We start from the raw sequence: 26293 nt of genomic DNA on the forward strand, positions 1-26293 counted from the left end.
GGAAGGGCCTCTCGGAGGGGCGGCACGTGGAACAGGCTCTCGCCGACATCATGGCCGACATCCTGCCGCGCACGGCGGTGCCGTATCACGTGATGCTGGCGCGCATCTGCGGGGCGCTGTTGTGCGTCACTGTGATCGGCATCGAGCGCGAGATGCGTGGCCGGCCGGCGGGCTTGCGCACGCATCTTCTGGTCGGCCTCGCGTCCGCCATCTTCGGCCTGCTGGCTGGCGAGGTCGTGCGGGCGCCGATCTACGACATCGAACAGGTGCGCTCCGATCCGCTGCGCGTGGTGGAGGCCGTCACCGCCGGTGTCGCCTTTCTTGCCGCCGGGCTCATCGTCTTTGCCAGGGGCGAGGTGCATGGACTGACCACGGGCGCGGGCGTGTGGCTCGCGGCCGCCATCGGCATGTCGGTGGGTTTCGGCTTCTGGATCATCGCTATCTTGGCGACCATCGTCGGCACCGTCGTGCTGCATCTTCTCTATGTGCTGGAGCGGCGCCTCGGCTGGAAGTGAACGGGTCTGCGCCGGCCGGAACCGAAGGCCCGGCCGGCACCGCCTGCTCAGTTCGGCAGGGTCGCCGCAACCCTGCGCTCGCGCCCGAGCAGGGTGATCACGGGCGCGCCGAGCAGCATCACGAGGCCGCCCACCACCATGGTACTGACGAGGCCAAGCCCGTCCACGGTGAGCCCGCCGAGTGTGGCGCCGAGGGCGATGGCGATCTGGACGAGCGAGACGAGCAGGGCCGCGCCGGTCTCCAGCGCCTCCGCGGCGGCGCGGAACATGAAGGTCTGGGTCGTGATGGGCATGGCGCCGAAGGCCAGGCCCCAGACGACGATGATGGCGACCGCCGGCAGGGGAATCGCGCCGAAGGCTGCCAGGGCGAGCGCCGAGACGCCGAGGACGAGGGCCGTGGCGGCAACGGCCGAGCGTGCGTCCTTTCCGGCAAGCCAGCTGCCGACGATGTTGCCGAAGAAGCCGGCGACGCCGTAGGCAAGCAGCAGGCCTGTCACCACGCCCGAACCGAGGCCGGTGATCTGGACGAGAAAGGGCGCGATGTACGTATAGGCGAAGAATTGGCCGCCGAACATGACGAGGGCGGCGAGAAGGCCGATGCGGGCCTTCGGCACGCGAAGCAGGGAGGGAAGGTCGCGCCAGCGGATGGCGCGTTGGGGCGGCAAGGATGGCAGAAGCCACGCCTGCGCGGCGAGCACGACGAGCCCGATCGCCGCCGCCGCTGCGAAAGCGATGCGCCAGCCGAAGATATCGCCAATGAAGGTGCCGGCGGGCACACCCGCAACCGTGCCGAGCGAGATGCCGGCGAAGATGATGGCCGTGCCGCGCGTGCCGGTGGGCTCGGGCACGACGCGCGGGCCGATGGCAACGCCGATGCACCAGAAGCCTCCGACGCCGATGCCGAGCAGCAGCCGGCCCAGCAGCAACACGGGGTAGGAACTCGACAGCGCGACGACGAGGTTGGAGGCGACGAGCAGGCCGACGAGGACCATGAGGACGACGCGCCGGTCGAGCCGGCCGGCGCCCACCGTCACCGCCGGGGCGGCGATGGCGCCGAGGATGCCGGCCATGGTCACCATGAGGCCGGCCTGGCCCTCGGTGATGCCGATGTCGGCTGCCATTGCCGGGAGCAGGCCGACGGGCAGGAATTCCGCCGTCACGAGGGCGAAGGCGGCGGTGCCGACGGAGCCGGCGGCCAGCCAGTGGCGGGCCGTCGGACCTGCGGCTGCCGTGGGGACGCAATCGAGGCAACAGGTTCCCGTTGGGGCAGTGGACATGAATCCAGCTCCGGAAAGAGGCGATGGTGTCGGGTGGCGCGCGGCGCCGGGGGAACAGGGTGGCGAAACCTCCCTGGTGCTGCGGCAGCGTGCGCTTTGCGGCGCCGGCGGCAGGCTGATATTAATGGAGCGATTGCTCCAGAATGAGCACACAGTTAGGCAACCGGGCAGGGCACGTCAAGAATTTAAAGAACGATGGTTCCAGAAAGCGACATGGCGGAGCGGAAGCGCCCGCGCGGGCGGCCGCGTTGCTTCGACCGCGATACCGCGCTCGAGGCGGCCATGATGCTGTTCTGGGACAGGGGCTACGAGGCCACTTCCATGGACGACCTCGCCGAGGTGATGGGCCTCAGCCCCTCCAGTGTCTACGCCTGTTTCGGCAACAAGGAGAAGCTCTACGAGGCCGCGCTCGACCGCTATCTCGAAGGCCCCGGCAGCTATGTGGCGCGCATCCTCGCCGAGGACATCCCTGTGCGGACCGCGTTCGAGCGTCTGTTCGAGGCTGCCGCGCGCGAGCTGACCCGCGAGGGCCGGCCGGCTGGCTGCATGGTGGCGACGGCCGCGACGCATTGCTCCCCCGCGGCGAGCTCCGTGCGCGCCGCCCTCGCCGAGATGCGCGCCGACCATGTGGAGCAGTTCGAGGCGCGGATCCGCAGGGGCATCGCGGCCGGCGAGCTGCCGGCCGAGACCGATGCCGCGGCCCTTGCCCGTTTTCTGGCGACCGTCCTGCAAGGATTGACGGTTCAGGCGCGCGACGGCGCCTCGCGCGCGGAGCTGCAGGCGATCGGCCGCCTCGCCATGCGCTGCTGGCCGGCCTGAAAAGAGCAGTATTCTGAAGTTTATAATGCGCAGTGGCGCTAAGTATATTCATGGTATTTCAGCAGTAAATACGGTTTAAGCTTCCGTTAAATTTACAATTTCGACGTTGTGACGTCGACTTTTCGCTGTCTGTGGAATTTTTATTGTCGCGCAACGTGCGGGATCGCGATGTTGCGCGTCAAATTCATTGGGAGTTTTATCATGCGATTAGCCGTCAATATCACCGTCAGCGCCTACGGGGCCGGCATGACTCCGACGGGCAACTGGTACAGCACAATGCAGGCCATCACCCGACGGGACATCGGTTGCGAGCGCATGTCGCCGGCATGCCGACCGATGCCGATCTCCGTCTGCGGGAACGTTGCTTCCTCGCTGGCCACGCAGGGCGGCGCGTCGATCAACAGCGGCTGGACGTCGATTACCAACGATGGCAAGGCGAAATCCGGCGGTCTGTTCGGCTGGCTCAAGGGTTTGGCCAAGGGCGTACTCGGAGCGGCCAGCAATATCCTGGGCCAGCTGCCGATCGTCGGGAACGTCTTTGGCGCTTTGAACGGGCTCGCGAAGGGGAACCTAGAGCAGGTGGTGCGGGCGCTGCCGATCGTCGGCAATGTCTATGATGCCGCAAAGGGGCTGTTCTCCGGACAGTTCGGCAAGGCGCTCGAAGCCCTGTCGGGTTTCATTCCCTTCGTCGGTTCCGCGCTCCAGCTCGCCGGTGGCCTGCGCTCCGGCAGCCTCTCTGATCTGCTTGGCGGTGTCGCCGGCCTTGCGCTCGATTTCGCGACCCTTGGCCAGAGTCGTTTCCTTACCGGGCGTGCCACGGCGAACTTTGCGCGTCTCTGGCCCTGAGACCGGATTTGCGGGGACTGGCGCGAGTCGGTCGCGCCTTCGTCACACCTTCGTCTGAGCATGGCGATGCCCAGGTGCTGGCACCCACCCGGGCGACGTCGGAGCGGGCGGCATCTTCCGCCGCCCGCTCCTGTAAGGAGCTGGCGGGTCGGCCGGGGCCGCTTCTCCACCTCGGGCCGTCAGTCCGCCATTGCCTCGGCAAGAATGGCACAGATGCGCGGATCGGCCGATTGGGCGCCATTGCGGCGGTCGGCCAGCTGCCGCTGCTGCAGCCCTTTTCCCGCCTGGCGATCGCGGCGGCGCTGTTCGGTGAAAGCGTCGGTGCCGCGATGGTGGCAGTCACCGCCGGCGTCGTCCTGTGTGTCGCTGGAGCCAAACGTTTCGCGTGACGGCGCAAATACTACGCGGCGCCGACAGGCTGCCGCGTTCCATCATGCCCGTCCATTCTCAATTGTGCGAATCCCTCCGGCACAAAAGCCAGTTGATTCCGACGATACAGAGGGTGCACAGTCTTTGGTTCAGAGGCTGACAATAAGAGGCCCACCAGAGGACAGAACGGCTCGTGACTGCCGATATCATTTTATCGACGAGGGATCTGACGATTGAATTCAAGGGGTTCGTAGCAGTCGACGGGGTCAGTCTCGACGTCCGCCGAGGCTCGATCCATGCGCTGATCGGCCCCAACGGGGCCGGCAAGACGACCTGTTTCAATCTTCTGACCAAGTTCCTCACCCCGACGAAGGGAACCATCACCTTCAAGGGGAACGACATCACTGCGCTCAAGCCGGCGACTGTCGCCCGGCTTGGGCTCGTGCGTTCCTTCCAGATCTCGGCCGTATTCCTGCAGCTGACGGCGCTGGAGAACGTCCGCGTCGCCCTGCAGCGCAAGCGCGGCGGCTCTTTCGACTTCTGGCGGTCGGAGCGGACGCTGCGCGCGCTCGACGGCGAGGCGATGGAGCTGCTCGATGCTGTGGGGCTCGCGGAATTCGCGGCCGTGCCAGCGGTCGAGCTCTCCTATGGTCGCAAGCGCGCGCTGGAGATCGCGACGACGCTTGCGCTCGATCCCGAGATGCTCCTGCTCGACGAACCGATGGCCGGCATGGGCCACGAGGACGTGGAGCGCATCGCCCAGCTGATCCGGCGCGTCTCGGCCAACCGCACGATCCTGATGGTCGAGCACAACCTGTCGGTCGTCGCCTCGCTGTCGGACCACATCACGGTGCTCGCCCGCGGCAAGGTGCTGGCAGAGGGGGACTATGCGACGGTCTCCGCCAATCCCGCCGTCGTCGAGGCCTATATCGGAGCCGGTCATGCCTGAGGCGGCGCGCGAGATCACGACGGCGGCGGCGACGGCACCGCTCCTGTCCGTGCGCGGGCTCAACGCCTGGTATGGCGAGGGCCACGTGCTGCACGGCATCGACTTCGACGTGGCGCCGGGCGAGGTGGTGACGCTGCTCGGGCGCAACGGCGCGGGCAAGACGACCACGCTGAAGTCGATCATCGGCATCATGCGCAAGCGCACCGGCTCCGTCGTGTTCGACGGGGTCGAGACGATCCGCATGCCGTCGCGCGCCATCGCCCGGCTCGGCATTGGCTATTGCCCGGAGGAGCGCGGCATCTTCTCCTCCCTGTCGGTGGAGGAGAACCTGCTCCTGCCGCCGCAGGTGCGGCCGGGCGGCCTCACCGTGGAGCAGATCTTCGAGCTCTTTCCCAACCTGCGCGAGCGGCTGGCGAGCCAGGGTACCAAGCTCTCCGGGGGCGAGCAGCAGATGCTCGCCATCGGCCGTATCCTGCGCACGGGGGCGCGGCTTCTCCTGCTCGACGAGCCGACGGAGGGGCTTGCTCCGGTCATCGTCGACGAGATCGGGCGCACCATCGCGCGGCTCAAGAACGAGGGTTTCACCATCGTTCTCGTGGAGCAGAACTTCCGGTTCGCCTCGCGCGTGGCGGACCGGCACTACGTCGTCGAGCAGGGGCGGGTGGTCGACATGATCCCCAACGCGGAACTCGACGCCAACATCGACAAGCTGCACGCCTATCTCGGCGTCTAGCACCTGCGGCACACCGCAGAGGGGAACAAACGAGGAGGAACAAGTCCATGAAGACAGGACGCATGTTGCTGGCGACGGCGCTGGTTGCCCTGTTCGCCGGCGGGGCCGAGGCCCAGGTTTCGGTGAAGCTGGGCGTGCTCAACGACCGCTCCGGCGTCTATGCCGACCTTTCGGGCGAGGGCTCCGTCATCGCCGCGCGCATGGCCGCGGAGGATTTCAAGGCCGAGGAGAAGGGCATCAAGGTCGAGATCGTCTCGGCCGACCACCAGAACAAGCCCGACATTGGCTCCAACATCGCGCGCCAGTGGTACGACCAGGACGGCGTGGACGTGATCCTCGACGTGCCGACCTCGTCGGTGGCGCTCGCCGTCAACCAGATCACGCGCGAGAAGAACAAGATCTTCATCAACTCCGGCGCGGCGGCTTCCGACCTCACGGGCAAGCAGTGCTCGCCCAACACCATCCACTGGACCTACGACACCTGGGCGCTGGCCAACGGCACCGGCAGCGCCATGGTCAAGGCCGGCGGTGACAGCTGGTTCTTCCTGACGGCGGACTACGCCTTCGGCCACGCGCTCGAGCGCGACACGATCGCCGTCGTCGAGAAGTCCGGCGGCAAGGTGCTCGGCACGGTGCGCCATCCCTTCCCGGGCAGCGACTTCTCCTCCTTCCTGCTGCAGGCTCAGTCTTCCGGCGCCAAGGTGATCGGCCTCGCCAACGCGGGGGGCGACACCATCAACTCCATCAAGCAGGCCGCCGAGTTTGGCATCACCCAGGCGGGCCAGAACCTCGCCGGGCTGCTCGTCTTCATCACCGACGTCCACGCCCTCGGCCTGCAGACGGCGCAGGGTCTCGTCCTCACCGAATCCTTCTACTGGGACCTGAACGACGACACCCGTGCCTTCGCCAAGCGCTTCGCTGAGCGCAACGGCGGCAAGATGCCGACCATGGTCCATGCCGGCGTCTATGCCGGCACACTGCACTACCTCAAGGCCGTCGAGGCGCTGAAGGACAAGGACCCCGCCAAGGTGATGGCGAAGATGAAGGAGATGCCGACGGACGATCCGCTCTTCGGCAAGGGCCAGGTGCGGGCCGACGGCCGCAAGGTCCACGATATGTATCTCTTCGAGGTGAAGAAGCCCGAGGAATCGAAGGGGCCGTGGGACTACTACAAGCTCATCGCCACGATTCCCGCCGCCGAAGCCTTCCGCCCGCTCGAGGAGGGCGAGTGCCCCCTCGTCAAGGGCTGACGTGACGGGCCGGGGCGGTCCTTCGCCCCGGCCTTTCCGCCACGCGTGCACGGGCCGGACGGGAGATGTTTGAACTTCTGGGAATTCCGCCGCAGGCGCTTTTCGGCCAGCTTCTGCTCGGCCTCATCAACGGCTCGTTCTATGCGATCCTGAGCCTTGGGCTCGCGATCATCTTCGGGCTGCTCAACATCATCAACTTCACGCACGGCGCGCAGTACATGATGGGCGCCTTCGTCGCCTGGATGCTGCTGAACTATGCCGGCATCGGCTACTGGTGGGCGCTTCTCATCGCACCGTTGATCGTCGGCGCCACCGGCATCGTCATCGACCGGCTGTTCCTCGCGCGGCTGCGTGACCTCGACCATCTTTACGGCCTGCTGCTCACCTTTGGCCTCGCGCTCATCATCCAGGGACTGTTCCGCAACCAGTACGGTGTCTCGGGCCTGCCCTACAGCATTCCGCCGGAGCTCGCGGGGGGGCGCAACCTCGGCTTCATGTTCCTGCCCAACTATCGCGGCTGGGTGGTCGCCGCCTCGCTCGCGGTGTGCCTCGCCACCTGGTTCGTCATCGAGAAGACGCGGCTCGGCGCCTATCTGCGTGCCGCAACGGAGAACCCGACGCTGGTGCAGGCCTTCGGCATCAACGTGCCGCGGCTCATCACGCTCACCTACGGTTTCGGCGTGGGTCTTGCCGCGCTCGCCGGCGTGCTGGCGGCGCCGATCTACTCGGTCAATCCCAACATGGGGGCGGATCTCATCATCGTCGTCTTCGCCGTCGTCGTGATTGGCGGCATGGGCTCGATCCTGGGCTCGATCGTCACCGGCTTCGGGCTCGGCCTCATCGAGGGGCTCACCAAGGTGTTCTATCCGGAGGCTGCGGCCACCGTGATCTTCGTCGTCATGGTGCTCGTGCTGCTCATCAAGCCGGCTGGACTGTTCGGGAGGGCTGCGTGATGGCGAGCGTCAGCGGGCAAATGGCGGCGGCGCCGGCGGCGCGGGCGACGGTGGAGGCGGCGAGCCTGCACCGGGCGATCTTCATCGGCATCGCGGTGTTCCTCGCGGTGGCGCCGTTCCTGCTCTATCCCGTGTTCCTCATGAAGGTGCTGTGCTTCGCGCTCTTCGCCTGCGCCTTCAACCTGCTGCTCGGCTACGGCGGTCTCCTGTCCTTCGGCCATGCGGCCTATCTCGGCACGGCGAGCTACATCTGCGCACACACCGCCAAGGTCTGGGGCGTGCCGCCGGAGGTCGCCATCCTCCTTGGCACGGCGTCGGCCGCGGTGCTGGGCCTCGTCTTCGGCTCGCTCGCCATCCGCCGACAGGGCATCTACTTTGCCATGATCACGCTGGCGCTCGCCCAGATGGTCTTCTTCTTCTCCCTGCAGGCGCCCTTCACGGGCGGCGAGGACGGTATCCAGGCGGTGCCGCGCGGGCGGCTGTTCGGCCTCGTCGACCTGTCGAGCGACACGACGCTCTACTATGTCGTGGCAACGATCTTCCTCGCCGGGGTGCTCTTCATCTACCGCATCATCCATTCGCCCTTCGGGCAGGTGCTGAAGGCCATTCGCGACAACGAACCGCGCGCGATCTCGCTGGGCTATGCCACCAACCGCTACAAGCTCGTCGTTTTCACCCTGTCGGCGACGCTGGCGGGGCTGGCGGGGGCGACGAAGGCCATCGTCTTCCAGCTCGCCTCGCTGACGGACGTGCACTGGACCATGTCGGGTGAGGTGGTGCTGATGACGCTCGTGGGCGGCATGGGCACCGTCTTCGGCCCCATGGTGGGCGCGGCGGTCATCGTGACCATGCAGAACTACCTCGCCCACCTCGGCGCCTGGGTCACCGTCATCCAGGGGGTCATCTTCGTCATCTGCGTGATGCTGTTCCGCGAGGGTATTGTCGGCGTCCTTGCCAAGAGGCTGAAGCGGCCGCTGTAGCGGGCCGCTCTTTCCGCCCGTCCTGCAGGACGGACCGGGGGTACCCGGAAAGAAAAGGCCCGGCAGGGTTGCCTCCTGCCGGGCCTCTTTTCCTGTCTTTCCCTCGCGCTTACCAGCAACCCCAGGCGTTGCAGCGATAATAGTAGCGGTGGCGCGGGGCCGTCGCGGCTCCCAGCACGGCGCCGCCGACGAGGCCGGCAGCCGCACCGACAGCGACCTGCGAGGCAGCCTGGTCGGACTGGCGGCGGTAACGCGCGTAGGTGGCGTTGACGCAGCGGTCGTAAGCGCGCGTGCCGGGCCTCAGGCCGGCGTCACGGCAGGTAAACTCGGCCTCCACCGCCGAGTCCTGGGCTGTCTGACAGGCGGCCAGCGCCAGCGCGAGAGCCCCCGCAACAAGCAGAATACGCATAGGTGTCCCCCGAAGAAACGACCGCTTTACTTAATGGAAGAGTTAACAGAAAGTCAACGAAGCAAGGCATGATCGGATTATATTTCAATTCTCTATGGTTAATGTACGAGTGTCGCGACGGCCGCGGGCAGCAACGGCGCGGTGGCTCAAATGGCGGACGGGTGTGCAAGCCTCGCCGGCCGCCTCGACCCTGGCGAACGGGTCTGCGTCTCAAGGCGCCAGGAGGCCCTTGGCTGAAAGGGCCCTGCGGCCGGCGACCAGCTGGCAGGTCGCCTCGGCGACGCGCCGCCCCAGATGCCGCGCCGTGGCGAGGTCAGATTCCGGCGGCGTCCGCTCCGGTCCCTCGTCGACGTTCGACTGGGCGGCGGCCCCCAGCCAGAACCCGAGGCGGTTGAGATCGTCGGCCGAGCCGCGGGAGGAGTTGTTGGCTGGCGGAAGGGCGAGATTGACCCAGTGCATGCCGTGCTGGGCCGCGAAGAGGGCGAGCTGCATCAGGGTGGCCAGCTTGTCGCCCGCGTGCGCGCCGGAGTTGGTGAAGCCGGCGGCAATCTTGTCCTTCCACAGAAAGCCCCTGGCCATCACGGCCTTCGACGATGCGTCCTGAAAGGCTTTGAAGGCAGCGGACGGGCCGGCCATGTAGGTCGGTGTTCCGAAGATGATGGCATCGGCTGCGGCGAGATTGTCCCAGCGCGCCTGCGCGTCTTCGACTGTCAGGAGCTGCGGCTCGGCGCCTTCCACCTGCGCGACGCCGGCTTTCACGGCGCGGGCCTGCCGCGCCGTGTGCCCGTAGAGGCTGTGGTAGACGATGGCGATGCGGGCAGCGGTCATGTTCAGTGAACCACTTCGTTGGCAATGTGCTGAAGCTTGTCCGGGTTCTGCACGACGTAGATCGCGGCAATCCTGTCGTGTGTGATCTCGAGCGCCGTCGTCTGCAGCATTGTCTCCTTCTCGATGGTGACGAAGCCGGGCAGGCCGTTGATGAAGCCGTAGCAGATGAGGCGCGAGGGCGTACGGGCAAACAGCACGGCCAGTTTTTCATGGAGCCGGACGACCTCACCCAGCCCGACGACAGGGGCGCGGGTGGCGCCTGTCTTGCCGCCTCCGTCGGCGAGGGCTCTCACATCATCCGTCAGCAGCCCGCGCAGGGCGGCGATATCTCCGCTGCGGGAGGCAGCGAAGAACGCCCTCGCAATCTCGAGGCCCCGTTCCTTTGCCAGGGGAAACCGCGGGCGCGCCTCGCGCACATGGGTCCGGGCACGGCGCGCGAGCTGGCGGCAAGCGGCCGGGGTCCGGTCGAGCGTTTGCGCGATCTCGTCAAAGCTCGCGCCGAAGACGTCGTGAAGGAGGAAGGTCGCGCGCTCAAGCGGGGAGAGACGCTCGAGCGCCATGAGAAGCGGCAGCGTGACATCGTCCGCCGCCACCGCCTCCTCCGGCTCGAGGACCGGCTCCGGCAGCCACGGCCCGACGTAGCCTTCCCGCCGGCGGCGCGCGGACTTCAGGTGATTGAGGCAGAGCCGGGTGACGATCCGGCACAGCCAGGCTTCCAGGTCGCGGATGTCATCGCGGTCGGCGCGCAGACAACGCAGGAACGCATCCTGCACGACATCCTCGGCCTCCGCCATCGAGCCGAGCATCCGGTAGGCGATCCGCACCAGCCTCGGGCGCAGCGCATCGAGCGCCGCTGCGCGAGCGTGTCCCGTGTTTACGGGTGCAGCGAGCATGGCGGGAGCCTGCCGGCCTGATGGGCCGGCCGGCCCGTCCTGCCCCTCGGGCGAGACCTCGTGGACGATCGAGGCGTTGTTGCCGGTCATGCGCCTTCTCCCGTTTCGGATCACATCCGATGCCCAGACAAGGCAGGACGGGACAATGTGACATCGTACGACCGATTTCGGGAGACGCCCGGCCGGGACCAGGTGTGACGGCGCGGCGTTGCTGCCTCACCGGTCGCTGACGGCCAGGCGCAGGCCGAGGCCCGCGAAGGCGGCGGCAAGGCCATAGCGCAGCCACTGCTGTACCCGCCTCGATTCGATGACGAGCTGCCGGAAGGTGCAGGCCAGGAAGCCATAGCCGAGGAACACGGCGAAGGTCATGGCCATGAAGACGGCGCTGAGCCCCAGCAGCTGGAGCAGTGGGCTCGCGGAGCCGGGCTCGACGAACTGGGGTAGGAAGGCGAGGAAGAAGATCGTGAGCTTCGGGTTGAGAATGTTGAGCAGGAAGGCCTTGACGACGATGGTCGCTGCGCTCATCGGGGCCGCGTCCTCCGCCACCGCAAAGGCCGTCTTGTCGCGCCACGTCGCGTAGGCGAGATAGAGAAGATAGAGGACGCCGGCAAACTTGAGCGTCTGGAAGGCGAGTGCGCTCGCATGCATCACAGCCGCCAGGCCGAGGATCGTGGCGGCGAGGTGCGGCACGATGCCGGCGGTGCAGCCGAGGCTTGCGTAGACGCTGGCGAGGCGGCCCCGCTGCAGGCCGGCCGTGACCGTATAGAGCACGCCGGTGCCGGGAACCAGGATGACGATCAGCGATGTGAGCAGAAAGTCGGTATTGATCATGTCGTCTCCGCCTGCATCTTTCAGGTCGCCACGATCGCCAGCCGGATGATGGGGAACCGGTCCGTCCGGCCGGGCTCATCTGCCGTCGAGTGCCAGCTTCAGCGCGAGAGCCGCGAGGACGCCCGCCATCGACCACCGCTGCACCTTGAGCCAGCCCGGACGTGACGAGAACCAGCGCGCCACAGAGCCGGCCGCCATCACGATCGCAAGGTTTACCGAAAAGCTTACAGCAATCTGCATCGTGCCCAATGTCAGGCTCTGCAGGAGCAGGTTGCCTTGGGCAGGATCGACGAACTGCGGCAGCAGCGACAGGTAGAGGAGGGCGATCTTGGGATTGAGCAGGTTCGTCATCAGCCCCATGGTGAACAGCTTGCGCGGGCCGTCCACGCCAAGGTCGGACCGCGGCGTGAGGACGGACCGGGCGCCGGGTTTGACGGCGTTCCACGCCAGGTAGAGAAGATAGGCCGCTCCCGCCCACTGGAGCGTCTCATAGGCATGGGGAACGGTCAGCAGCACTGTGGTCAGCCCGAACGCCGCGCCCAGCATGTAAAAGACGAATCCCAGGATGACGCCGAGCAGCGAGATAAACCCGGCTGTCCGTCCCTGCAGGATGGAGCGGGAGAGCAGATAGATCATGTTCGGGCCCGGGGTGAGGACCATCCCGAGCGACACCAGCGCAAAGCCCGACAGACTGGCGAGAGGCACCATCGACGAGTCTCCGGCAAGAGGCCGAGAGGATTGTCTCGACTCCGAAGTCAGTGCAATATCAATATTGCACTCGGAGCAATCTGCAGCAATCGCATGAGCAATTTCCGTGACATCGCCGACGCCATCGCGGCCGACATCGCCAGGGGGCGCCTGAAGCCGGGGGAGCGCTTGCCGCCGCAGCGCGAATTCGCCTATCGGCACGGCATCGCGCCATCCACGGCCAGCCGCGTGTATGCGGAGCTGGCGCGGCGCGGGTTGATTGCCGGAGAGGTCGGCCGGGGAACGTATGTCCGCTGGCCGATTTCGCAGCCCGCCCCCGCGCTCAGCGAGCCGGGCTCTGCCCCGCTCGATCTCGAGCTCAACTTCCCGATCCTGCCGGCGCAGGCGGCGATGTTGCAGGAGGCGTTACAGACGACGCTGCGCCTCGACACGTTGTGTCAGGCGCTGCAGCCGGTGGGTGCGTCGGCTTCGCCCTCTGTCCGGGCCGTCGCGGCGACGTTTCTGGCGCGTGCCGGCTGGACGCCGGACCCCGCGGGCCTCCTCTTCACGGGCAACGGCAAGCAGGCCATTGCAGCGGCAATGGCGGCCCTCGCCGGGCCGGGCGAGCGCATCGGCGTCGAGGCGCTGACCTACCCGGTCGTCAAGGGCATCGCCGCGCGCCTCGGCATCATGCTGGTGCCGCTCAGGCTCGACGAAAAGGGTCTCGTGCCGGACGGGCTCCTGGAAGCGCACCGGTCGGCCCCGCTGAAGGGCCTCTATGTGCAGCCGTCCCTGCACAATCCCCTGGGCATTACCATGGACGACGCCCGCCGGCGGGACGTGGCGGCGGCCCTCGCGCAGGAGGGACTTACCGCCATCGAGGATGCGATCTACGGTTTTCTTGCCGACGAGGTGCCCCTTGCCGCCCTGGCGCCCGACCGTGTCATCGTCGTCGACAGCCTCTCCAAGCGGGTCGCCCCGGGCGTGACCCTCGGCCTCGTCGCCGCGCCGGCGCAGCTCTGCGACCGGGTCGCCAATGCCATGCGCACGGGCGCGTGGACCGCGACCGGGCTGCCGCTTGCCATCGGCCTGCAGCTGATGGCGGACGGGACGGCCGAGCGGATCGGCAGGCTCAAGCGCGCGGACGCCGCTGCGCGGCAGGCCATCGCGCGAGAGGTCCTTGCGGGCCACAGACTGTCCGCCGATGCCCGCGCCTATCATGCCTGGCTGGAGCTGCCGGATGCGTGGCGGGCGGAGACCTTCGTCGCGGCCGCCTACCGGAGCGGCATCGCCGTCTGTCCCGGCAGCGCCTTTGCCGTCAGCGCGGGCCATGCGCCGAATGCCGTGCGCATCGCCCTCTCGTCGCCTCCGCCCGACGCGCTGCGCGCCGGCCTGCAGACGCTGCGCCGCCTGATCGACGAAGGCGGCCCCGACGTCGGCTGATCGCCGCCCGGCCGGCGGAGTGGGCCGGCGGCGGCGCCGGAGCGATCAGGCTTCGAGGCATGCGCGCGGTCCATCGTGCGCGGTGGCGCCGAGAGCGGAACTTTCCCCGCCGTGACCCCGTTGGCTCGAAGGATGGCCGATGATCCGGGGGAATGGCGATGGCCCTGATGCTCACGAGCCCAGCGTTTGCCGATGGCGAGCGGATCCCGCGCTCCTTTGCGCGTGACGGCGAGAACCTGATGCCGCCATTGCGCTGGACGGGCGTGCCGGAAGGCGCGGGCAGTCTCGTCCTCGTGGTCGAGGATCCCGACGCACCGTCCGGCACCTTCTACCATCTCGGCGTCTACAACATTCCGCCCAATCAGAGCGGCCTGTCGCAGGCGGCCGATGCCGGTCCGAGCGAGGCGATGCGCTTTGCGCGCAACGATTTCGGCAATACGGGCTATGACGGCCCGCAGCCACCGCCGGGTCACGGCGTGCATCATTACCATTTCCGCCTTGCGGCCATCTCCCAGCCGCACCTCGACATTTCCGGCGCGGCCGGCGTTGCGGAGGTCTGGGCGGCCGCGCAGAGGCATCTTCTGGAGGAGACCGTCCTCATCGGCACCTATGAGCGCTGAGGTCGTCCCGCCCGTGCCGCGCGGCGCGTGGGCGGCGCTCAGTTCGTCGTCAGCACGCGGATGGGGCCGGAGCGGCTGAGCACCTCGACGACAACCTGGGCGCGCGACCGCCTGAGGGCGATGTCGACCGTGCCGCCGGCGAGCGACAGCCGCCGCAGGGTGACATGGTCGAGGAAGTCCGGCAGCACCGGATGGTCGAAGGTGATCTTCAGGCCCTCCGGATCGAACCCGAGGCCGAGACAGGACTGCAGCAGGGACAGCGGCGCCGCTGAGGCCCAGGCCTGCGGCGAGCAGGCGACAGGATAGAAGGTCGGTCCCTGTGTACGCTGGCGCGCGAAGCCGCAGAACAGCTCGGGCAGGCGCCGCATCTCGATGTAGGTGGATGCCTCGAACAGCCCCTGGAACAGGCGCGCCGCTGCCGTGCGATAGCCGTAGCGCGCGAAGCCGGCGGCGATCAGCGCATTGTCGTGCGGCCAGACCGAACCGTTATGGTAGCTCATCGGATTGTAGCGCGCCTCGGTGTCGGCAATGGTCCGCACGCCCCAGCCGCAATAGGAGGAGCTGCTCATCAGCGTGTGCACCACCGCCGCCGCACGCTTGGGCTCGGCGAGCCCGGTATAGAGGACGTGGCCCGCGTTGGACGACCGCACGCGGCACGGGCGCTTGGCGCCGTCGAGGGCCAGCACGTAGGTGCCGAGCGCCGCGTCAAAGAAGGCCTCGTCGAACCGGCGGCGCAGGTCCTCGGCCCTGTTGTTGAAGGCCTGGGCCTCCTTCGGGCGGTTCAGGCGATGCAGCAACGAGGCGGCGGCCCGCCAGGCGCCATAGACATAGGCCTGCACCTCGGCAAGCGCGATGGGCCCCTCCGCGATGCTCCCGTCCTCGTGGAAGACGGAATCGTGGCTGTCCTTCCAGCCCTGGTTGACGAGCCCCTCGTCGCTGCGCCGGCCATATTCGACGAAGCCGTCGCCGTCCCTGTCGCCGTAGTTGTCGATCCAGCCGAGAGCCGCCTCGATGTTCGGCCACAGGTGCTCGATGGTGGCAACGTCGCCGGTGCGCTTCAGGTAGGCGCCGGCGAGCATGACGAACAGCGGTGTCGAGTCGATGCTGCCGTAGTAGCGGCGGAAGGGCACCTCGCCGAGTTCGGCCATCTCGCCGTGACGCACCTCGTGCAGGATCTTGCCGGGCTCCGCGTCGGCGAGCGGGTCCGAGGTTGTCGCCTGGTTGGCGGCGAGATAGCCGAGCACGCCCGCGGCAATCGTCGGATCGAGCCACAGCGTGCACAGCGCGGTGATGAGCGCGTCGCGGCCGAAGACTGTACTGAACCACGGGATGCCGGCATAGGGATAGGGGCCCTGCGGCGTGTCCGTGAGGAGCATATACAGATCAGAGACGCTGCGGCGCACCGCCTCGTTGAAGATGTCGTTCGATGTGGTGATGGAGGCTGCGCGCGCGGCGGACTGGCGCAGCGCGCGCCGGGCATCGCGCAGGGCGCTGAAGAAGGCGCGCCGCGGAGGCTGGTTGCCGCCCTCGAAGCCGCAGTTGATCTCGAGGAACAGCGAGACGCTCTCCCGCGGCTGCAGCTCGAGGATGAAGATCGCCGAGCTGCCGGACAGCCGCGCCGGGGCCGGGTCGAAGGCGATCGTCGTGGCGCGACGGAGCCCGTCGAGGCCGGTGTAGGACAGCACCACCCGGTTGTCGCCGATCTCGGCCGGATGGTGTGCGCCGCGCCTTTCACGCTGCGAGCCGCGCACCTCGAAGAGGTCGGCGAAGTCGGCGGCGAAGGCGATCTCGATCGAGACGCGCCGCTTCTCCGCATCGAAGTTGCGCAGCACCAGCCGCTCGAAGCAGCCGCCGTTCCACAGGAAGCGTGACCTGCGCAGATGGATGAGGTCGTGCCCGAGGACGAGCTGGCCCTTCTCGTCGAACAGGTCGGGATTGGTCAGGTCGCAGGTGAGGGTCGCGTTGTCGTCGCGCAGGGTCGAGCTCAGCAGCATCGGCCGCGCGCCGTTGATGGTGAGGTAGAGATGTGAAAGATGCCGGGTGTCGCGGTGGAAGATGCCCTCCGGGCTGCCGGGCCCGGAGAGGGCGTCGCCGTTGTGGTCGAACACGGCGAAGGTGTCGCCGTGCTTCAGGGTGCGCGGCCGCCGCTCCTGCAGTGAGGCGGAGGCCGGAATGTAGAACTGCGCGATCTGCGCTGTTCCAGGCCCGGAGGGAGCCGGTGCGTGCGGGACAGCTTCGGCGCCGATCGTCTGCATGTCGCAAATCCCGTGCTCGTCGGCCGGAGGAGCGGTGGCCGCGCTGCCCTCAGGCGAAGGCCTGCCGGCCGGCTTCGCCACCCGCGATGTAGAGGCGTGGCGGATGGGTGCCGACCCCTGGCAGCGAGCGGTAGATCTTGACGTAGTCCTCGGCCATGCGCTCCACCGTGAAGCGCCGTTCGAAGGCGGCTCTCACCGCCGACCGGTGGATGTCGCCGAGCCGGCCGACGGCCGCGACGGCCTCGTCGAGGCTGTTGACGATGAAGCCGGAAACGCCGTGCTCGATGACCTCCGGCACCGAGCCGCGGCGCATCGCAATGACGGGTGTGCCGCAGGCCATGGCCTCGATCATAACGAGGCCGAAGGGCTCGGGCCAGTCGATCGGGAAAAGGAGGGCGGCGGCATTGCCGAGGAACTCCGCCTTCTCGGCATCACCGATCTCGCCGATGTAGGAGACGTTCGGCGTCGCCGCGACCATCGGCTCGATCTTCTCGCGCCAGTAGGCCTCGTCGACCTTGTCCACCTTGGCAGCCATCTTCAGCGGCAGGCCGGTGCGCGCTGCGATTTCGATGGCGAGGTCCGGCCCCTTTTCGGGCGAGATGCGCCCGAGGAAGGCCAGATAGCCGCCCTCCGGGCGCGCCTTGAAGGGCAAGAGATCGCGCGGCAGGCCGTGGTGGACCGTGCCGACCCAGTTGACCGGCGGCATCGGCTTGCGCTGGTCCTCCGAAATCGAGACGAGCGGGATGTCCGGAAAGGCGGCGTAGAAGGGCTTCAGATCCGGCAGGTCGAGCCGGCCGTGCAGCGTCGTAACCGTGCGGTCGGCGAAGTCGCGGATCAGCGGGAAGTGCAGCATGTCGATGTGGAAGTGCAGCACGTCGAACCGGTCGGCCAGCGCACGCACGCGGTCCAGCATCGCCACGTGATAGGGGACATGGTCGCGCACGGCCGGGTTGAGCCGCAGGGCGATGTCGGAACATTTGACGAGCTCGGCGCTCGTGCGGCTGTCGCCGCTGGCAAAGAGCGCTACCTCATGTCCCTGGCGGACGAGCTCTTCCGTCAAATAGGAGACGATACGCTCGGTGCCGCCATAGAGCCGTGGCGGGCAGCTTTCCGCGAGCGGTGCGATCTGGGCAATCTTCATCGGCAAGACCTCCTCATGCGAGCGAAGCATCGACAATGAACCGCGCAGCTTCGACGCCTGCGCATCAGCCGTCCCTGCGGGGCACGGCGGGTCTGAGCGCTGGAAGGCCTCGACTACGGTCCGGGGCCCCAACAGCGCCGGAAGTCGAACGTTCCCGGCACAGCCGGCCGAAAAGGCCCGGGTGCCGCAGACGGGCAAGATTTCGTTCCATGTTGTGGCAAATCGTGGGCGGAAACACGGCGGGCGCACCTTGGCCGGTCGTCGGCAGTCGCCGATTGCCATGCAACCATACATGGTGCGCATTGAGTGATACATCAACAGGATGCAGCATCCGGGCGCATCAGAGTTCTTGTTCCGTCCTGGAGAGGCTTTTGCGCGAAGCGCCGGCCTCCTTGTCCTCGATTGCCCGGTTGACGCGATGTTGCAGCAGCTTCCAAAGGGGCGTCGTCCAGTCGTCGCAATGCGGCTCGGCACAGCCACGTCGAAGCGCCGGACGACGGGCATGGACAGGCTGCTGCTCGCCGTCCTGTTCGCGCTTTTCGACTTCTGGGCGCTGTTCGTTACGGCGAGCGTGCTGCTGCGGGAGGCAGGGCCTGGTGGCCGGCGGCACCCTATCGGGCGGACGTGGCGCTTGTCTTCTGTGCCGCCGTGGCGAGCGCCACAGTGGTCCTGGTCTTCGGGCGCCGCGGCTATGAGATGCCCGGTCTGACGGATGCCGGCGCGACGGCGATGCGCCGCCGTATCTGGCTCGGCGTGATGATGGTCGCTGCCGTCGTCGCCTTTCCCACCGGGCTCGGCGACGGCCTCTCGCCCGCGGCCGTCTGTATTGTTGGTCTTGTCGGCCTCGGTGTCGTTTCGCTGACCGGCCGGCTGTTCCTTGCGGCCGCCCGATTCGCGCTGCTGTCGGGCTATCTCGGTCCCAGCCGCATCCTGCTCGTGGGAGATCGGGCGTGCATGACCAGCGCGACCAAGGCGCTTGATACCGATGCCCTCGGCCTCGAGGTGGTGGGTCATGTCGATGCGGCGCTGTTCGACGCCGGCCCCGCCTGTCGGGCGAGCGTGCTCGATTTTGCGAGGCAGCAGGGGGTGGAAGAGGTCTTTATCGCCCTGCCGTGGAGCGACGACGCGCGTATCGTCCGAATCCTGCGTGACCTCGCGGAGCTGCCCGTCGCGGTGCATCTCTGTCCAGACCGGATCGGCGGGCGCTTTCCCCCGTCCAGGCTACGGCTACTCGGCGGTCGCGCCTTCATGCAGCTCGCACACGCGCCGCTTGACGGCAACAGGGCCGCGCTCAAGCGCTGCTTCGACGTGGCGGTGGCGGCCACCGCGCTCGTGGTTCTGGCGCCCCTGCTCGTTGTCATCGCGATGGCGGTGCGCCTCGATACTCCCGGCCCTGCATTGTCGCGGCAACGGTGCTAGGGTTTCACCGGCGCGAGCTTCGTCGTCTACAGATTCCGCACGACGACGGCGGAAGGCCGCGACGCGCATGCCCGCCGGCGCGCTCCGCGCACGACGCGGATCGGCCGCTGGCTGCTCCGGACGAAACTGGACCGGGTGCCCCAGCTCTACAACGTCCTGCGCGGGGATATGTCGCTGGTCGGGCCGCGGCCCCTGGCGCTCGTCCGTGACGACGGTCGCGTGGTCTCCATCGGGTCCTATCCGCTGCGGCATATCTTCCGGCCCGGCATTGCCGGCTGGGCTCAGGTCAACGGCTGCCGTGACGAGGCATATTCGCCCGAGGCGATGCGGCGACGGGTGGACCTCGATCTCGCCTATGCCGGCAACTGGTCCTTCGGGCTGGACCTGACGATCCTGCGCATGGCGTTCACGCAGGCCTGGTTCCGCGGCGCGTCCTGACGCCGGTGCGGGCCGATGTGACCGGTCCGCCTCAGGCCGCCACGGCCTCGGCGGCCCATGGAAAGGGCGCGACCGCCGGCGCGGCGCCGCGGCGCACGGTGATGTAGGACCCGCGGGGCACCGCCTGCCAGTGCGCGCCACCCCGGTCGACTGGCCCTGACGCCACCGTTACCGCTCCCGGCCGTTGGTTGAAATAGAGGCTCGCCGGCCGGTCGTCACAGGCGAGGCGGAAACAGTACATCGTCTCGCCATTTGTCAGCGCGGCGGTGAAGCGGAGCGGCTCGTCGATGTCCGCCTCGCGCATCAGGGCCTTGGTGAAGCCGAGCGTCGTGGCGACCGCCTCCGGCGGTGTGCTGCCCTTTTCCACCTCCGCCAGGATGAGCAGGAAGAGCACCTCCGAGTCGGTTGTGCCCTGCCGCGCGTGGTAGAGCGCATCGGGCAGGGCCTGCTCGAGCCGCCGCTTGATGCGCGGATAGCCGCCGATCTGTCCGTTATGCATGAACATCCAGCGGTCGTAGGCAAAGGGATGGCAGTTGGCCCGGCTGGTCACGGTGCCGGTCGCCGCCCGCACATGGGCAAAGAAATGGCCGGAGCGCACCTGCGTACAGACGGAGCGCAGGTTCTCGTCTGACCAGGCCGGCCGCAGGTCCCGGAACAGGCCGGGCGTCTCGCGCTCGCCATACCAGCCGATGCCGAAGCCGTCGCCGTTGGTCGCGGTCTTGCACTCGGCCGCATGCAGCGATTGGTGGACCAGCGAATGTTCCGATGCGCACACGAGTGTCTCGAGGAAGATCGGGTCTCCCAGATAGGCGAGAAAGCGACACATCGAAGGCCTCACCGAGAAGACGGGCCGGAAACACGCAGCGTATCCACTGGAATCGCGCCTGCCTTCTCCCGTCAAGGGGCAGACTCCGCGCACTGTGCGGCGTCGCACGCGCGGCGCGCGGCAGGGCCAGCTCCTTGCTCGATCGTGTGTCTTGCGCGTCACCCCCGTGCATGGTGAGCTTGCGAGGTAACGTGGCGCCATCCGGACTGCGGATCGAGTTGACAGACCGTGCAACCGCTGGTTACGTCACGGCACATAAATCGGTTAGATCGCGGCGCTGCCGCGCGGCTAAGACCCCGGCCTACGGGGCTCTCGTCAAGGGAGTGAAACGATGAAGATCGCAAAGTTGCTGCTTGCCTCGGCCGCGCTTGCCGGGTTTCTGGGTGCGTCGCAGGCTGTCGCCGACACGTCGGGCAAAAAGATCGCTCTGTCCAACAACTACGCCGGCAACTCCTGGCGTCAGGCCATGCTGAAAAGCTGGGAGAAGGTCACGTCCAAGGCGGTCGCCGACAAGATTGTGGCCGCGGCGGATGCCTTCACCACCGCCGAGAACCAGGCCACCGAGCAGGCGGCGCAGATCCAGAACCTGATTCTCCAGGGCTATGACGCCATTGTCATCAACGCTGCTTCGCCGACGGCGCTCAATGGCGCGGTGAAGGAAGCCTGCGATGCCGGCATCGTGGTCGTGTCCTTCGACGGCATCGTCACCGAACCGTGCGCGTGGCGCATCGCGGTCGACTTCAAGAAGATGGGTTCGGACCAGCTCGACTATCTCGCCCAGCGCCTGCCCGAGGGCGGCAACGTGCTGGAGATCCGCGGCCTGGCCGGCGTCTCCGTGGACGAGGAGATCCACGCGGGCATCGTCGCGGGCGTCTCCAAGCACCCGCAGTTCAAGATCGTCGGCTCGGTCAATGGCGACTGGGCGCAGACCGTGGCGCAGAAGGCGGTGGCCGGCATCCTGCCGAGCCTGCCGGAAATTGCCGCCGTCGTGACCCAGGGCGGTGACGGCTATGGCGCGGCGGAAGCCTTCAAGGCGGCCGGACGTCCGACGCCCATCATCATCATGGGCAACCGCCACGACGAGCTGACCTGGTGGAAGGAGCAGAAGGACAAGAACGGTTACGAGACCATGTCCGTCTCCATCGCGCCGGGCGTCTCCACGCTTGCCTTCTGGGTGGCGCAGCAGATCCTCGATGGCCAGGATGTGCCGAAGGATCTGGTCGTGCCCTTCCTGCGCATCGACCAGGACAATCTCGAGGCCGCGCTCGCGGCGACCGAGCCGGGCGGCGTGGCCAACAAGGAGTACACGCTCGAGGAAGCCAAGGCCGTCATTGCCGGCAAGTAAGGCGACGGTCCGGATCGGAGCCGCCCGGCCATCTGCCGGGCGGCTTCCCGTCTCTCCCGGCCGGCAGCGCACAGGAAAGGTCCATGGACGGACGGTCCGCTACCATCGTCGCGCTCGAGGGGGTACGCAAGAGCTTCGGCGCCGTGCGTGCGCTTGCGGGCGTCGACCTCGAGGTCCGCGCCGGTGAGTGTCTCGGTCTCGTCGGCCACAACGGCGCCGGCAAGTCGACACTGATGCAGGTGCTGGCCGGCACCCTGGCTGCGGATGAGGGGCGCCTCGTCGTCGCGGGGGACGACATCACCGCGAGCGCCGGCGTGGCCGCAGCTCGTTCGCACGGCGTTGTCTGCGTCTTTCAGGAGCTTTCGCTCTGCCCCAACCTCACGGTGGCGGAGAATGCTCGCGTCATGCACCGCGCCTTCCGGGGCTTCGGGTGGCGCAAGCGCGCCGGCGCAGCCATGGTGGCGATGCTCGACGACATCTTCCCAGGCCACGGCATCGACCCGGCCGATGTGGTGGCGGACCTCTCCATCGCCCGCCGCCAGATGGTGGAGATCGCGCGCGCCTTTCTCGTGACCGACCAGCCGCTGCGTCTCGTCATCCTGGACGAGCCGACCTCCTCGCTCGACCAGATCGTGGCGGAGCAGCTCATGGGCTTCGTGCGCCGCTTCGTGGCGAGGGGCGGCAGCGTCATCCTCATCTCGCACCTGCTGGGCGAGATTCTCTCCACCTGCGATCGTGTGGTCGTCATGAAGGACGGCCGCGTCGTCGAGACGCGCCCCGCCAGGGACTTCACGCGCGAGAGTCTCGTGGCTGCCATGGGCTCCGTCGTGGCGCACGAGGAGGGGAGGTCCGTCGCTGCAACGGCGCGGCAGGCGGGCGAGACCGTGGTGGAGGCGCGTCCCCCGCGGCAGGCGGACGGGCGCAGTCTCAGCGCACGCCGGGGCGAGATCGTCGGCCTTGCGGGGCTCGCCGGACATGGCCAGACCGACCTTCTCGTGCGCATCAATGCCGCTGCTCAGGGGCGCGAGCCCCATGCCCGGGTGGCCGGCGCCGTCGCCTTCGTCGCTGGCGACCGCCAGTCGGACGGCGTCTTCCCCCTGTGGAGCATTGCCGAGAACATCACGATCCGCTCCCTCGGCCGTCTGCGCCGGTTCGGGCTCATCGACCCGGCAGCCGAGGCCCGCATGGCCGAGGAGTGGCGCCAGCGCATCGCCATCCGCACGCCCGACATGGGCAACGGCATCCTCTCCCTGTCGGGCGGCAACCAGCAGAAGGCGCTGTTCGCGCGCGCGCTCGCCTCGGAGGCGGACATTGTCTTGATGGACGATCCCATGCGCGGCGTCGACGTCGGCACCAAGCAGGAAGTCTACGGCATGGTGCGGGCGGAGGCGGCGCGCGGGCGCACCTTCCTCTGGTACACGACGGAGTTCGACGAGTTGCTCCACTGTGACCGCGTCTACGTCTTCCGCGCCGGCGTCATCGTCGCCGAGCTTGCCGCCGACGAGATCACGGAGGAGCGGGTGCTGCAGTCCTCCTTCGCCGAGGAGGCGGCATGAGCGCGTTCGTGCCTTCGCCGCGGCTCGTCCGGGCGGCGCTGCCGGCGCTGTCGCTTGCCGCGCTGCTTGTCGCCATCTGGTTTGTCCAGCCGCGGGCCATCAGCTACTTCGGCTTCAACCTGATGCTGAACCTGGCGATGCCGATCGCTTTCGCGACCATTGCCCAGCTCTGCGTCATCACGGTCAACGATCTCGACCTGTCCATCGGCGCCTTCGTCAGCTTCGTCGCCTGCGTCGGCGCCACCTGGCTCAACGAGACGCCGCTGCTCGGCGCAGTGGTGCTCCTCGGCGCGGTTGCGGTCTATGCGCTTATCGGTGCCCTCATCCATCTGCGCAACCTGCCGTCGATCGTGGTGACGCTCGGCATGTCCTTCTTCTGGCTGGGCTGCTCGGTGCTGCTCCTGCCCTCGCCCGGCGGCAGCGTGCCGGCCTGGCTCGCGGCGCTGGTGAAGTTCAGGACGCCCTTCGTGCCGTTCGCCATCCTCGTCAGCGCCGCCCTGGCGCTCATCGTCCATGTCGGCCTCATGCGCTCGGCCTGGGGGGCGATCCTGCGTGGGGCGGGCGGCAACCCCGCCGCTGTGGCGCGGGCCGGCTGGTCTCTGCTGCGCACGAAGGTGACGATGTTCGCCCTCGCCGGCGTCTTCGGCGTTCTCAGCGGCCTGTCGCTCGTCGGTCTCACCACCTCGGCGGATGCCAACATCGCCATCCGCTACACGCTCCTGTCCATCGCTGGCGTTATCCTCGGCGGTGGCGAGTTCGTCGGCGGGCGCGTGTCGCCCGTCGGCGCGGTGCTGGGCGCGATGACGCTGACGCTCGCCGGCTCGCTCCTGTCCTTCCTGCGCATCTCGCCCGACTGGCAGATCGGCGCCCAGGGCGCCATCCTCATTGTGGTGCTGGCGCTGCGCGCCCTCGTCAACCGTCTCGAGCGGAGGCGCTGATGCAGCAGGGTGCCTTCTCCCGCCTCGCCGACTGGTCGTCGCGGCGGCCGTGGCTGTGGTCCTTCGTCGGCGCGGGGGTCATCTTTCTGGCGACCATCGCCTTCACCAGCGGCAAGGGCGGCGCCGACGTGCTGGCGGCGGCGCTCACCTTCGCTTCCTTCTACGTCATCGTCGGCATCGGCCAGATGTTCGTCATCACGACGGGCCCCGGCAACGTGGATCTGTCGATTCCGGCCAACATCGCCCTCGCCGGGGCCGTCGCCATGAAGGTGATGGACGGCAGCAACGTGATGATCCTGCCGGGACTCGCCGCGGTCGCCGGCGTCGGCCTCGCTATCGGCTGCTTCAATTTCGCGCTGATCCGCATCCTGTCCATCCCGCCGATCATCGCCACGCTGTCGGCGAGTTTCCTCGTGCAGTCGACGGCCATCGCCTACGGGCGGGGGCTGCGCATCAAGCCGCCGCCGCTCTTCGCCGAGCTGGCGACGGGGCGCCTCTTGGGGGTGCCGATCCTCGCCATCATGGCCCTCGTTGTCGCGGCGGTGATGGCTGTGGTGCTGCGCCGAACGGTCTACGGCCGCTCGGTGCTCGCCATCGGCCAGAACGCGCGGGCGGCTGGACTTGCGGGCATCCGCGTCGAGCGCGTGCGCTTCGCCACCTATGTCCTCAGCGCGGTCTTCGCCAGCCTGTGCGGGGCGCTGCTCGCCGGCTTCTCGGGCGGGGCCTCGCTCAACATGGGCGAGGAGTTCCTGCTCGCCTCCATCGCCGTCGTGGTCATCGGCGGCACGTCGGTCGCCGGCGGCTTCTCCAACGTGCCGGGCATCTGGGGCGCGTCGCTCTTTCTCTACCTGCTCGTCACGATGCTCAACACCTTCGGCGTCGGGGCCGGCGTGCGCCTCATCCTCACCGGCCTCATCATCATCGCCGTCATCGCCCTGTCGGGCGGGCGGCGGGCGGGGCGCGGCTAACCCCGGCAGAGGCTCACGCCGGGGCAGGCCTCTCCGCGCCAATCTCGGCCAGCAGCCAGTTGCGGAAGGCGGCCATCGCCGCCGTGTCGCTGCGCGACTGCAGCCGCGTCAGCCAGTAGCGCCCTGTCGTCACGCTGACGGGAAAGGGCTGCTGCAGCGCGCCCGTAGCAAGATGCCGCGCAAACATGGCCGGCGGCGCGAGCGCGATGCCGGCGCCTTGCAGGGCGGCCTCGATCATGGCGAGGGAAGAATCGAACACGATGCTCTCGGTGCGTCCCGGCCCCGTCCGGACACCGGCGGCGGCGAGCCATTGCGGCCACTCGTCACTGCGGTAGGAGCGCAGCAGCCGGTGCGCCAGCACGTCCTCCGGCTTCATCAGGCTCCGGGCGATCTGCGGCGCGCACAGGACGGACAGGGGAGCCTCCAGCAGCGGCAGGGCATCAATGCCGTGCCAGGCGCCCTGGCCGAAGCGGATGGCATAGTCGAGGCCCTCGGCAGCGATGTCGACGCGGTTGTTGTTGGTGAACAGGCGCAGGTCGACGAAGGGGTGGCGCGAGCGGAAGGCGTCGAGCCGCGGCAGCAGCCAGCCGACGGCGAAGGTCCCGACTGCGCCGACGGTCAGCACCTCGCGGCCGCCGCCCTTGAAACGCTCCAGCGCCGTGGCGATCCGGTCGAACGAGCCCTGCAGCACCGGCAGCAGGGCCTCGCCCTCGCTCGTCAGCATCAGGCCGCGGGGCAGACGGATGAAGAGCGTCGCATCGAGCTGTGCCTCCAGCCGTTTCACCTGGTGGCTGACCGCCGCCTGCGTGACCCGCAGCTCGATGGCGGCCTTGGTGAAGCTCAGGTGGCGGGCCGACGCCTCGAAGGCGCGCAAGGCATTGAGCGGCAGATAGCGGCGAACCATGGCAGCCCCAAATTTTCTTATGGCTCCCCCGAGATATCATCGTTTGCGAGAGACGGTCAGGGAATTGTATTTCGGCGGCCCAGCGCGTGCTTGGTCGTACA

26 protein-coding genes and 1 pseudogene are annotated in these 26293 nt (G+C 68.0%); 17 read left to right on the forward strand and 10 right to left on the reverse strand.

The window, feature by feature from the left end; genetic code table 11:
- The first annotated feature begins 50 nt into the window (after positions 1-50).
- Entirely contained in the window at positions 51-515 is a 465-nt protein-coding gene (locus tag HNQ73_RS12150; protein WP_210305209.1) for an MgtC/SapB family protein, read from the forward strand.
- A gap of 47 nt (positions 516-562) precedes the next feature.
- Here the strand turns inward: HNQ73_RS12150 and HNQ73_RS12155 are convergent, their stop codons facing one another.
- Entirely contained in the window at positions 563-1792 is a 1230-nt protein-coding gene (locus HNQ73_RS12155) for an MFS transporter (protein ID WP_183335139.1), read from the reverse strand.
- 213 nt (positions 1793-2005) lie between these two features.
- Here HNQ73_RS12155 and HNQ73_RS12160 point away from each other — a divergent pair, with 213 nt between their 5' ends.
- The 8 genes from HNQ73_RS12160 (at position 2006) to HNQ73_RS12195 (ending at position 8691) form a co-directional block, all read left to right on the forward strand.
- Positions 2006-2611 carry a TetR/AcrR family transcriptional regulator gene (locus HNQ73_RS12160; RefSeq protein ID WP_183335140.1) on the forward strand — a complete coding sequence of 202 codons (606 nt, stop codon included), beginning with the start codon at positions 2006-2008 and terminating at the stop codon, positions 2609-2611.
- 201 nt (positions 2612-2812) lie between these two features.
- Positions 2813-3457, forward strand: a complete 645-nt coding sequence (locus HNQ73_RS12165) for a hypothetical protein (protein ID WP_183335141.1) — start codon at positions 2813-2815, stop codon at positions 3455-3457.
- Between the two features lie 230 nt (positions 3458-3687).
- Positions 3688-3846: a hypothetical protein gene (locus HNQ73_RS12170; protein ID WP_276513677.1), complete on the forward strand. Its 159-nt coding sequence runs from the start codon at positions 3688-3690 to the stop codon at positions 3844-3846.
- A gap of 173 nt (positions 3847-4019) precedes the next feature.
- Positions 4020-4775, forward strand: a complete 756-nt coding sequence (locus tag HNQ73_RS12175; RefSeq protein WP_183335142.1) for an ABC transporter ATP-binding protein — start codon at positions 4020-4022, stop codon at positions 4773-4775.
- Positions 4768-5508: an ABC transporter ATP-binding protein gene (locus tag HNQ73_RS12180; RefSeq protein ID WP_183335143.1), complete on the forward strand. Its 741-nt coding sequence runs from the start codon at positions 4768-4770 to the stop codon at positions 5506-5508. Before HNQ73_RS12175 ends, HNQ73_RS12180 begins: the two co-directional genes overlap by 8 nt.
- 47 nt (positions 5509-5555) lie before the next feature.
- The gene (locus tag HNQ73_RS12185; protein WP_183335144.1) at positions 5556-6758 is read left to right on the forward strand and encodes an ABC transporter substrate-binding protein; all 1203 of its coding nucleotides are present in this window, start codon (positions 5556-5558) and stop codon (positions 6756-6758) included.
- 65 nt (positions 6759-6823) lie between these two features.
- The gene (locus HNQ73_RS12190) at positions 6824-7711 is read left to right on the forward strand and encodes a branched-chain amino acid ABC transporter permease (RefSeq protein ID WP_183335145.1); all 888 of its coding nucleotides are present in this window, start codon (positions 6824-6826) and stop codon (positions 7709-7711) included.
- Positions 7711-8691 (forward strand): branched-chain amino acid ABC transporter permease, encoded by a 981-nt coding sequence (locus HNQ73_RS12195; protein WP_183335146.1) that lies wholly within the window; start codon positions 7711-7713, stop codon positions 8689-8691. The genes HNQ73_RS12190 and HNQ73_RS12195 overlap by 1 nt, the downstream gene beginning before the upstream one ends.
- A gap of 109 nt (positions 8692-8800) precedes the next feature.
- On the opposite strand, the gene HNQ73_RS12200 is transcribed toward HNQ73_RS12195, so the two are convergent.
- From HNQ73_RS12200 to HNQ73_RS12220, 5 genes are all read right to left on the reverse strand, one after another.
- Positions 8801-9100 carry a hypothetical protein gene (locus HNQ73_RS12200; protein ID WP_183335147.1) on the reverse strand — a complete coding sequence of 100 codons (300 nt, stop codon included), beginning with the start codon at positions 9098-9100 and terminating at the stop codon, positions 8801-8803.
- Between the two features lie 210 nt (positions 9101-9310).
- Positions 9311-9928, reverse strand: a complete 618-nt coding sequence (locus HNQ73_RS12205) for a flavodoxin family protein (RefSeq protein WP_183335148.1) — start codon at positions 9926-9928, stop codon at positions 9311-9313.
- A gap of 2 nt (positions 9929-9930) precedes the next feature.
- The gene (locus tag HNQ73_RS12210) at positions 9931-10821 is read right to left on the reverse strand and encodes a sigma-70 family RNA polymerase sigma factor (RefSeq protein ID WP_183335344.1); all 891 of its coding nucleotides are present in this window, start codon (positions 10819-10821) and stop codon (positions 9931-9933) included.
- A 216-nt stretch (positions 10822-11037) separates the two neighbouring features.
- On the reverse strand, positions 11038-11649 hold the full coding sequence (locus tag HNQ73_RS12215) for a LysE family translocator (protein WP_210310577.1): 612 nt from the start codon (positions 11647-11649) through the stop codon (positions 11038-11040).
- A 78-nt stretch (positions 11650-11727) separates the two neighbouring features.
- The gene (locus tag HNQ73_RS12220) at positions 11728-12360 is read right to left on the reverse strand and encodes a LysE family translocator (RefSeq protein WP_183335150.1); all 633 of its coding nucleotides are present in this window, start codon (positions 12358-12360) and stop codon (positions 11728-11730) included.
- A 93-nt stretch (positions 12361-12453) separates the two neighbouring features.
- Between HNQ73_RS12220 and HNQ73_RS12225 the strand changes: the two genes are divergently transcribed.
- Entirely contained in the window at positions 12454-13782 is a 1329-nt protein-coding gene (locus HNQ73_RS12225; RefSeq protein WP_183335151.1) for an aminotransferase-like domain-containing protein, read from the forward strand.
- Positions 13783-13940: 158 nt separating this feature from the next.
- Positions 13941-14402, forward strand: a complete 462-nt coding sequence (locus HNQ73_RS12230) for a YbhB/YbcL family Raf kinase inhibitor-like protein (protein WP_183335152.1) — start codon at positions 13941-13943, stop codon at positions 14400-14402.
- Between the two features lie 38 nt (positions 14403-14440).
- On the opposite strand, the gene HNQ73_RS12235 is transcribed toward HNQ73_RS12230, so the two are convergent.
- On the reverse strand, positions 14441-16657 hold the full coding sequence (locus tag HNQ73_RS12235; protein WP_210305175.1) for an amylo-alpha-1,6-glucosidase: 2217 nt from the start codon (positions 16655-16657) through the stop codon (positions 14441-14443).
- A 49-nt stretch (positions 16658-16706) separates the two neighbouring features.
- Complete coding sequence (locus HNQ73_RS12240) at positions 16707-17798, reverse strand: glycosyltransferase family 4 protein (RefSeq protein WP_183335153.1); 1092 nt, start codon at positions 17796-17798, stop codon at positions 16707-16709.
- Between the two features lie 624 nt (positions 17799-18422).
- Here HNQ73_RS12240 and HNQ73_RS18170 point away from each other — a divergent pair.
- Entirely contained in the window at positions 18423-19217 is a 795-nt protein-coding gene (locus tag HNQ73_RS18170; protein ID WP_183335154.1) for a sugar transferase, read from the forward strand.
- A gap of 12 nt (positions 19218-19229) precedes the next feature.
- A pseudogene (locus HNQ73_RS18175) lies at positions 19230-19655 on the forward strand (sugar transferase); the annotation flags it as partial.
- 31 nt (positions 19656-19686) lie between these two features.
- Here the strand turns inward: HNQ73_RS18175 and HNQ73_RS12255 are convergent.
- Positions 19687-20481: a class II glutamine amidotransferase gene (locus HNQ73_RS12255; protein WP_183335155.1), complete on the reverse strand. Its 795-nt coding sequence runs from the start codon at positions 20479-20481 to the stop codon at positions 19687-19689.
- 331 nt (positions 20482-20812) lie between these two features.
- On the opposite strand from HNQ73_RS12255, the gene HNQ73_RS12260 reads away from it, so the two are divergent.
- From HNQ73_RS12260 to HNQ73_RS12275, 4 genes are all read left to right on the forward strand, one after another.
- On the forward strand, positions 20813-21826 hold the full coding sequence (locus tag HNQ73_RS12260; RefSeq protein ID WP_183335156.1) for an ABC transporter substrate-binding protein: 1014 nt from the start codon (positions 20813-20815) through the stop codon (positions 21824-21826).
- A gap of 83 nt (positions 21827-21909) precedes the next feature.
- Positions 21910-23382 (forward strand): sugar ABC transporter ATP-binding protein, encoded by a 1473-nt coding sequence (locus HNQ73_RS12265; RefSeq protein WP_183335157.1) that lies wholly within the window; start codon positions 21910-21912, stop codon positions 23380-23382.
- On the forward strand, positions 23379-24320 hold the full coding sequence (locus HNQ73_RS12270; RefSeq protein WP_183335158.1) for an ABC transporter permease: 942 nt from the start codon (positions 23379-23381) through the stop codon (positions 24318-24320). Before HNQ73_RS12265 ends, HNQ73_RS12270 begins: the two co-directional genes overlap by 4 nt.
- The gene (locus HNQ73_RS12275; protein ID WP_183335159.1) at positions 24320-25288 is read left to right on the forward strand and encodes an ABC transporter permease; all 969 of its coding nucleotides are present in this window, start codon (positions 24320-24322) and stop codon (positions 25286-25288) included. The genes HNQ73_RS12270 and HNQ73_RS12275 overlap by 1 nt, the downstream gene beginning before the upstream one ends.
- A 13-nt stretch (positions 25289-25301) precedes the next feature.
- Here the strand turns inward: HNQ73_RS12275 and HNQ73_RS12280 are convergent, their stop codons facing one another.
- Positions 25302-26192, reverse strand: a complete 891-nt coding sequence (locus HNQ73_RS12280; RefSeq protein WP_183335160.1) for a LysR family transcriptional regulator — start codon at positions 26190-26192, stop codon at positions 25302-25304.
- Positions 26193-26293 lie beyond the last annotated feature (101 nt).

Source organism: Chelatococcus composti, from assembly GCF_014201415.1.
Lineage (GTDB): Bacteria > Pseudomonadota > Alphaproteobacteria > Rhizobiales > Beijerinckiaceae > Chelatococcus_A > Chelatococcus_A composti.

Excerpts from the sequence above, each read along its gene's own strand:
- HNQ73_RS12205 (WP_183335148.1), bottom strand. The coding sequence starts at position 9,928 with ATGACCGCTGCCCGCATCGCCATCGTCTACCACAGCCTCTACGGGCAC.
- HNQ73_RS12270 (WP_183335158.1), top strand. The coding sequence starts at position 23,379 with ATGAGCGCGTTCGTGCCTTCGCCGCGGCTCGTCCGGGCGGCGCTGCCG.
- HNQ73_RS12275 (WP_183335159.1), top strand. The coding sequence starts at position 24,320 with ATGCAGCAGGGTGCCTTCTCCCGCCTCGCCGACTGGTCGTCGCGGCGG.
- HNQ73_RS12210 (WP_183335344.1), bottom strand. The coding sequence starts at position 10,821 with ATGCTCGCTGCACCCGTAAACACGGGACACGCTCGCGCAGCGGCGCTC.
- HNQ73_RS12220 (WP_183335150.1), bottom strand. The coding sequence starts at position 12,360 with ATGGTGCCTCTCGCCAGTCTGTCGGGCTTTGCGCTGGTGTCGCTCGGG.
- HNQ73_RS12265 (WP_183335157.1), top strand. The coding sequence starts at position 21,910 with ATGGACGGACGGTCCGCTACCATCGTCGCGCTCGAGGGGGTACGCAAG.
- HNQ73_RS12230 (WP_183335152.1), top strand. The coding sequence starts at position 13,941 with ATGGCCCTGATGCTCACGAGCCCAGCGTTTGCCGATGGCGAGCGGATC.
- HNQ73_RS12200 (WP_183335147.1), bottom strand. The coding sequence starts at position 9,100 with ATGCGTATTCTGCTTGTTGCGGGGGCTCTCGCGCTGGCGCTGGCCGCC.
- HNQ73_RS12190 (WP_183335145.1), top strand. The coding sequence starts at position 6,824 with ATGTTTGAACTTCTGGGAATTCCGCCGCAGGCGCTTTTCGGCCAGCTT.
- HNQ73_RS12155 (WP_183335139.1), bottom strand. The coding sequence starts at position 1,792 with ATGTCCACTGCCCCAACGGGAACCTGTTGCCTCGATTGCGTCCCCACG.
- HNQ73_RS12180 (WP_183335143.1), top strand. The coding sequence starts at position 4,768 with ATGCCTGAGGCGGCGCGCGAGATCACGACGGCGGCGGCGACGGCACCG.
- HNQ73_RS12235 (WP_210305175.1), bottom strand. The coding sequence starts at position 16,657 with ATGCAGACGATCGGCGCCGAAGCTGTCCCGCACGCACCGGCTCCCTCC.
- HNQ73_RS12260 (WP_183335156.1), top strand. The coding sequence starts at position 20,813 with ATGAAGATCGCAAAGTTGCTGCTTGCCTCGGCCGCGCTTGCCGGGTTT.
- HNQ73_RS12280 (WP_183335160.1), bottom strand. The coding sequence starts at position 26,192 with ATGGTTCGCCGCTATCTGCCGCTCAATGCCTTGCGCGCCTTCGAGGCG.
- HNQ73_RS12240 (WP_183335153.1), bottom strand. The coding sequence starts at position 17,798 with ATGAAGATTGCCCAGATCGCACCGCTCGCGGAAAGCTGCCCGCCACGG.
- HNQ73_RS12165 (WP_183335141.1), top strand. The coding sequence starts at position 2,813 with ATGCGATTAGCCGTCAATATCACCGTCAGCGCCTACGGGGCCGGCATG.
- HNQ73_RS12185 (WP_183335144.1), top strand. The coding sequence starts at position 5,556 with ATGAAGACAGGACGCATGTTGCTGGCGACGGCGCTGGTTGCCCTGTTC.
- HNQ73_RS12160 (WP_183335140.1), top strand. The coding sequence starts at position 2,006 with ATGGCGGAGCGGAAGCGCCCGCGCGGGCGGCCGCGTTGCTTCGACCGC.
- HNQ73_RS12255 (WP_183335155.1), bottom strand. The coding sequence starts at position 20,481 with ATGTGTCGCTTTCTCGCCTATCTGGGAGACCCGATCTTCCTCGAGACA.
- HNQ73_RS12195 (WP_183335146.1), top strand. The coding sequence starts at position 7,711 with ATGGCGAGCGTCAGCGGGCAAATGGCGGCGGCGCCGGCGGCGCGGGCG.
- HNQ73_RS12225 (WP_183335151.1), top strand. The coding sequence starts at position 12,454 with ATGAGCAATTTCCGTGACATCGCCGACGCCATCGCGGCCGACATCGCC.
- HNQ73_RS12150 (WP_210305209.1), top strand. The coding sequence starts at position 51 with ATGGCCGACATCCTGCCGCGCACGGCGGTGCCGTATCACGTGATGCTG.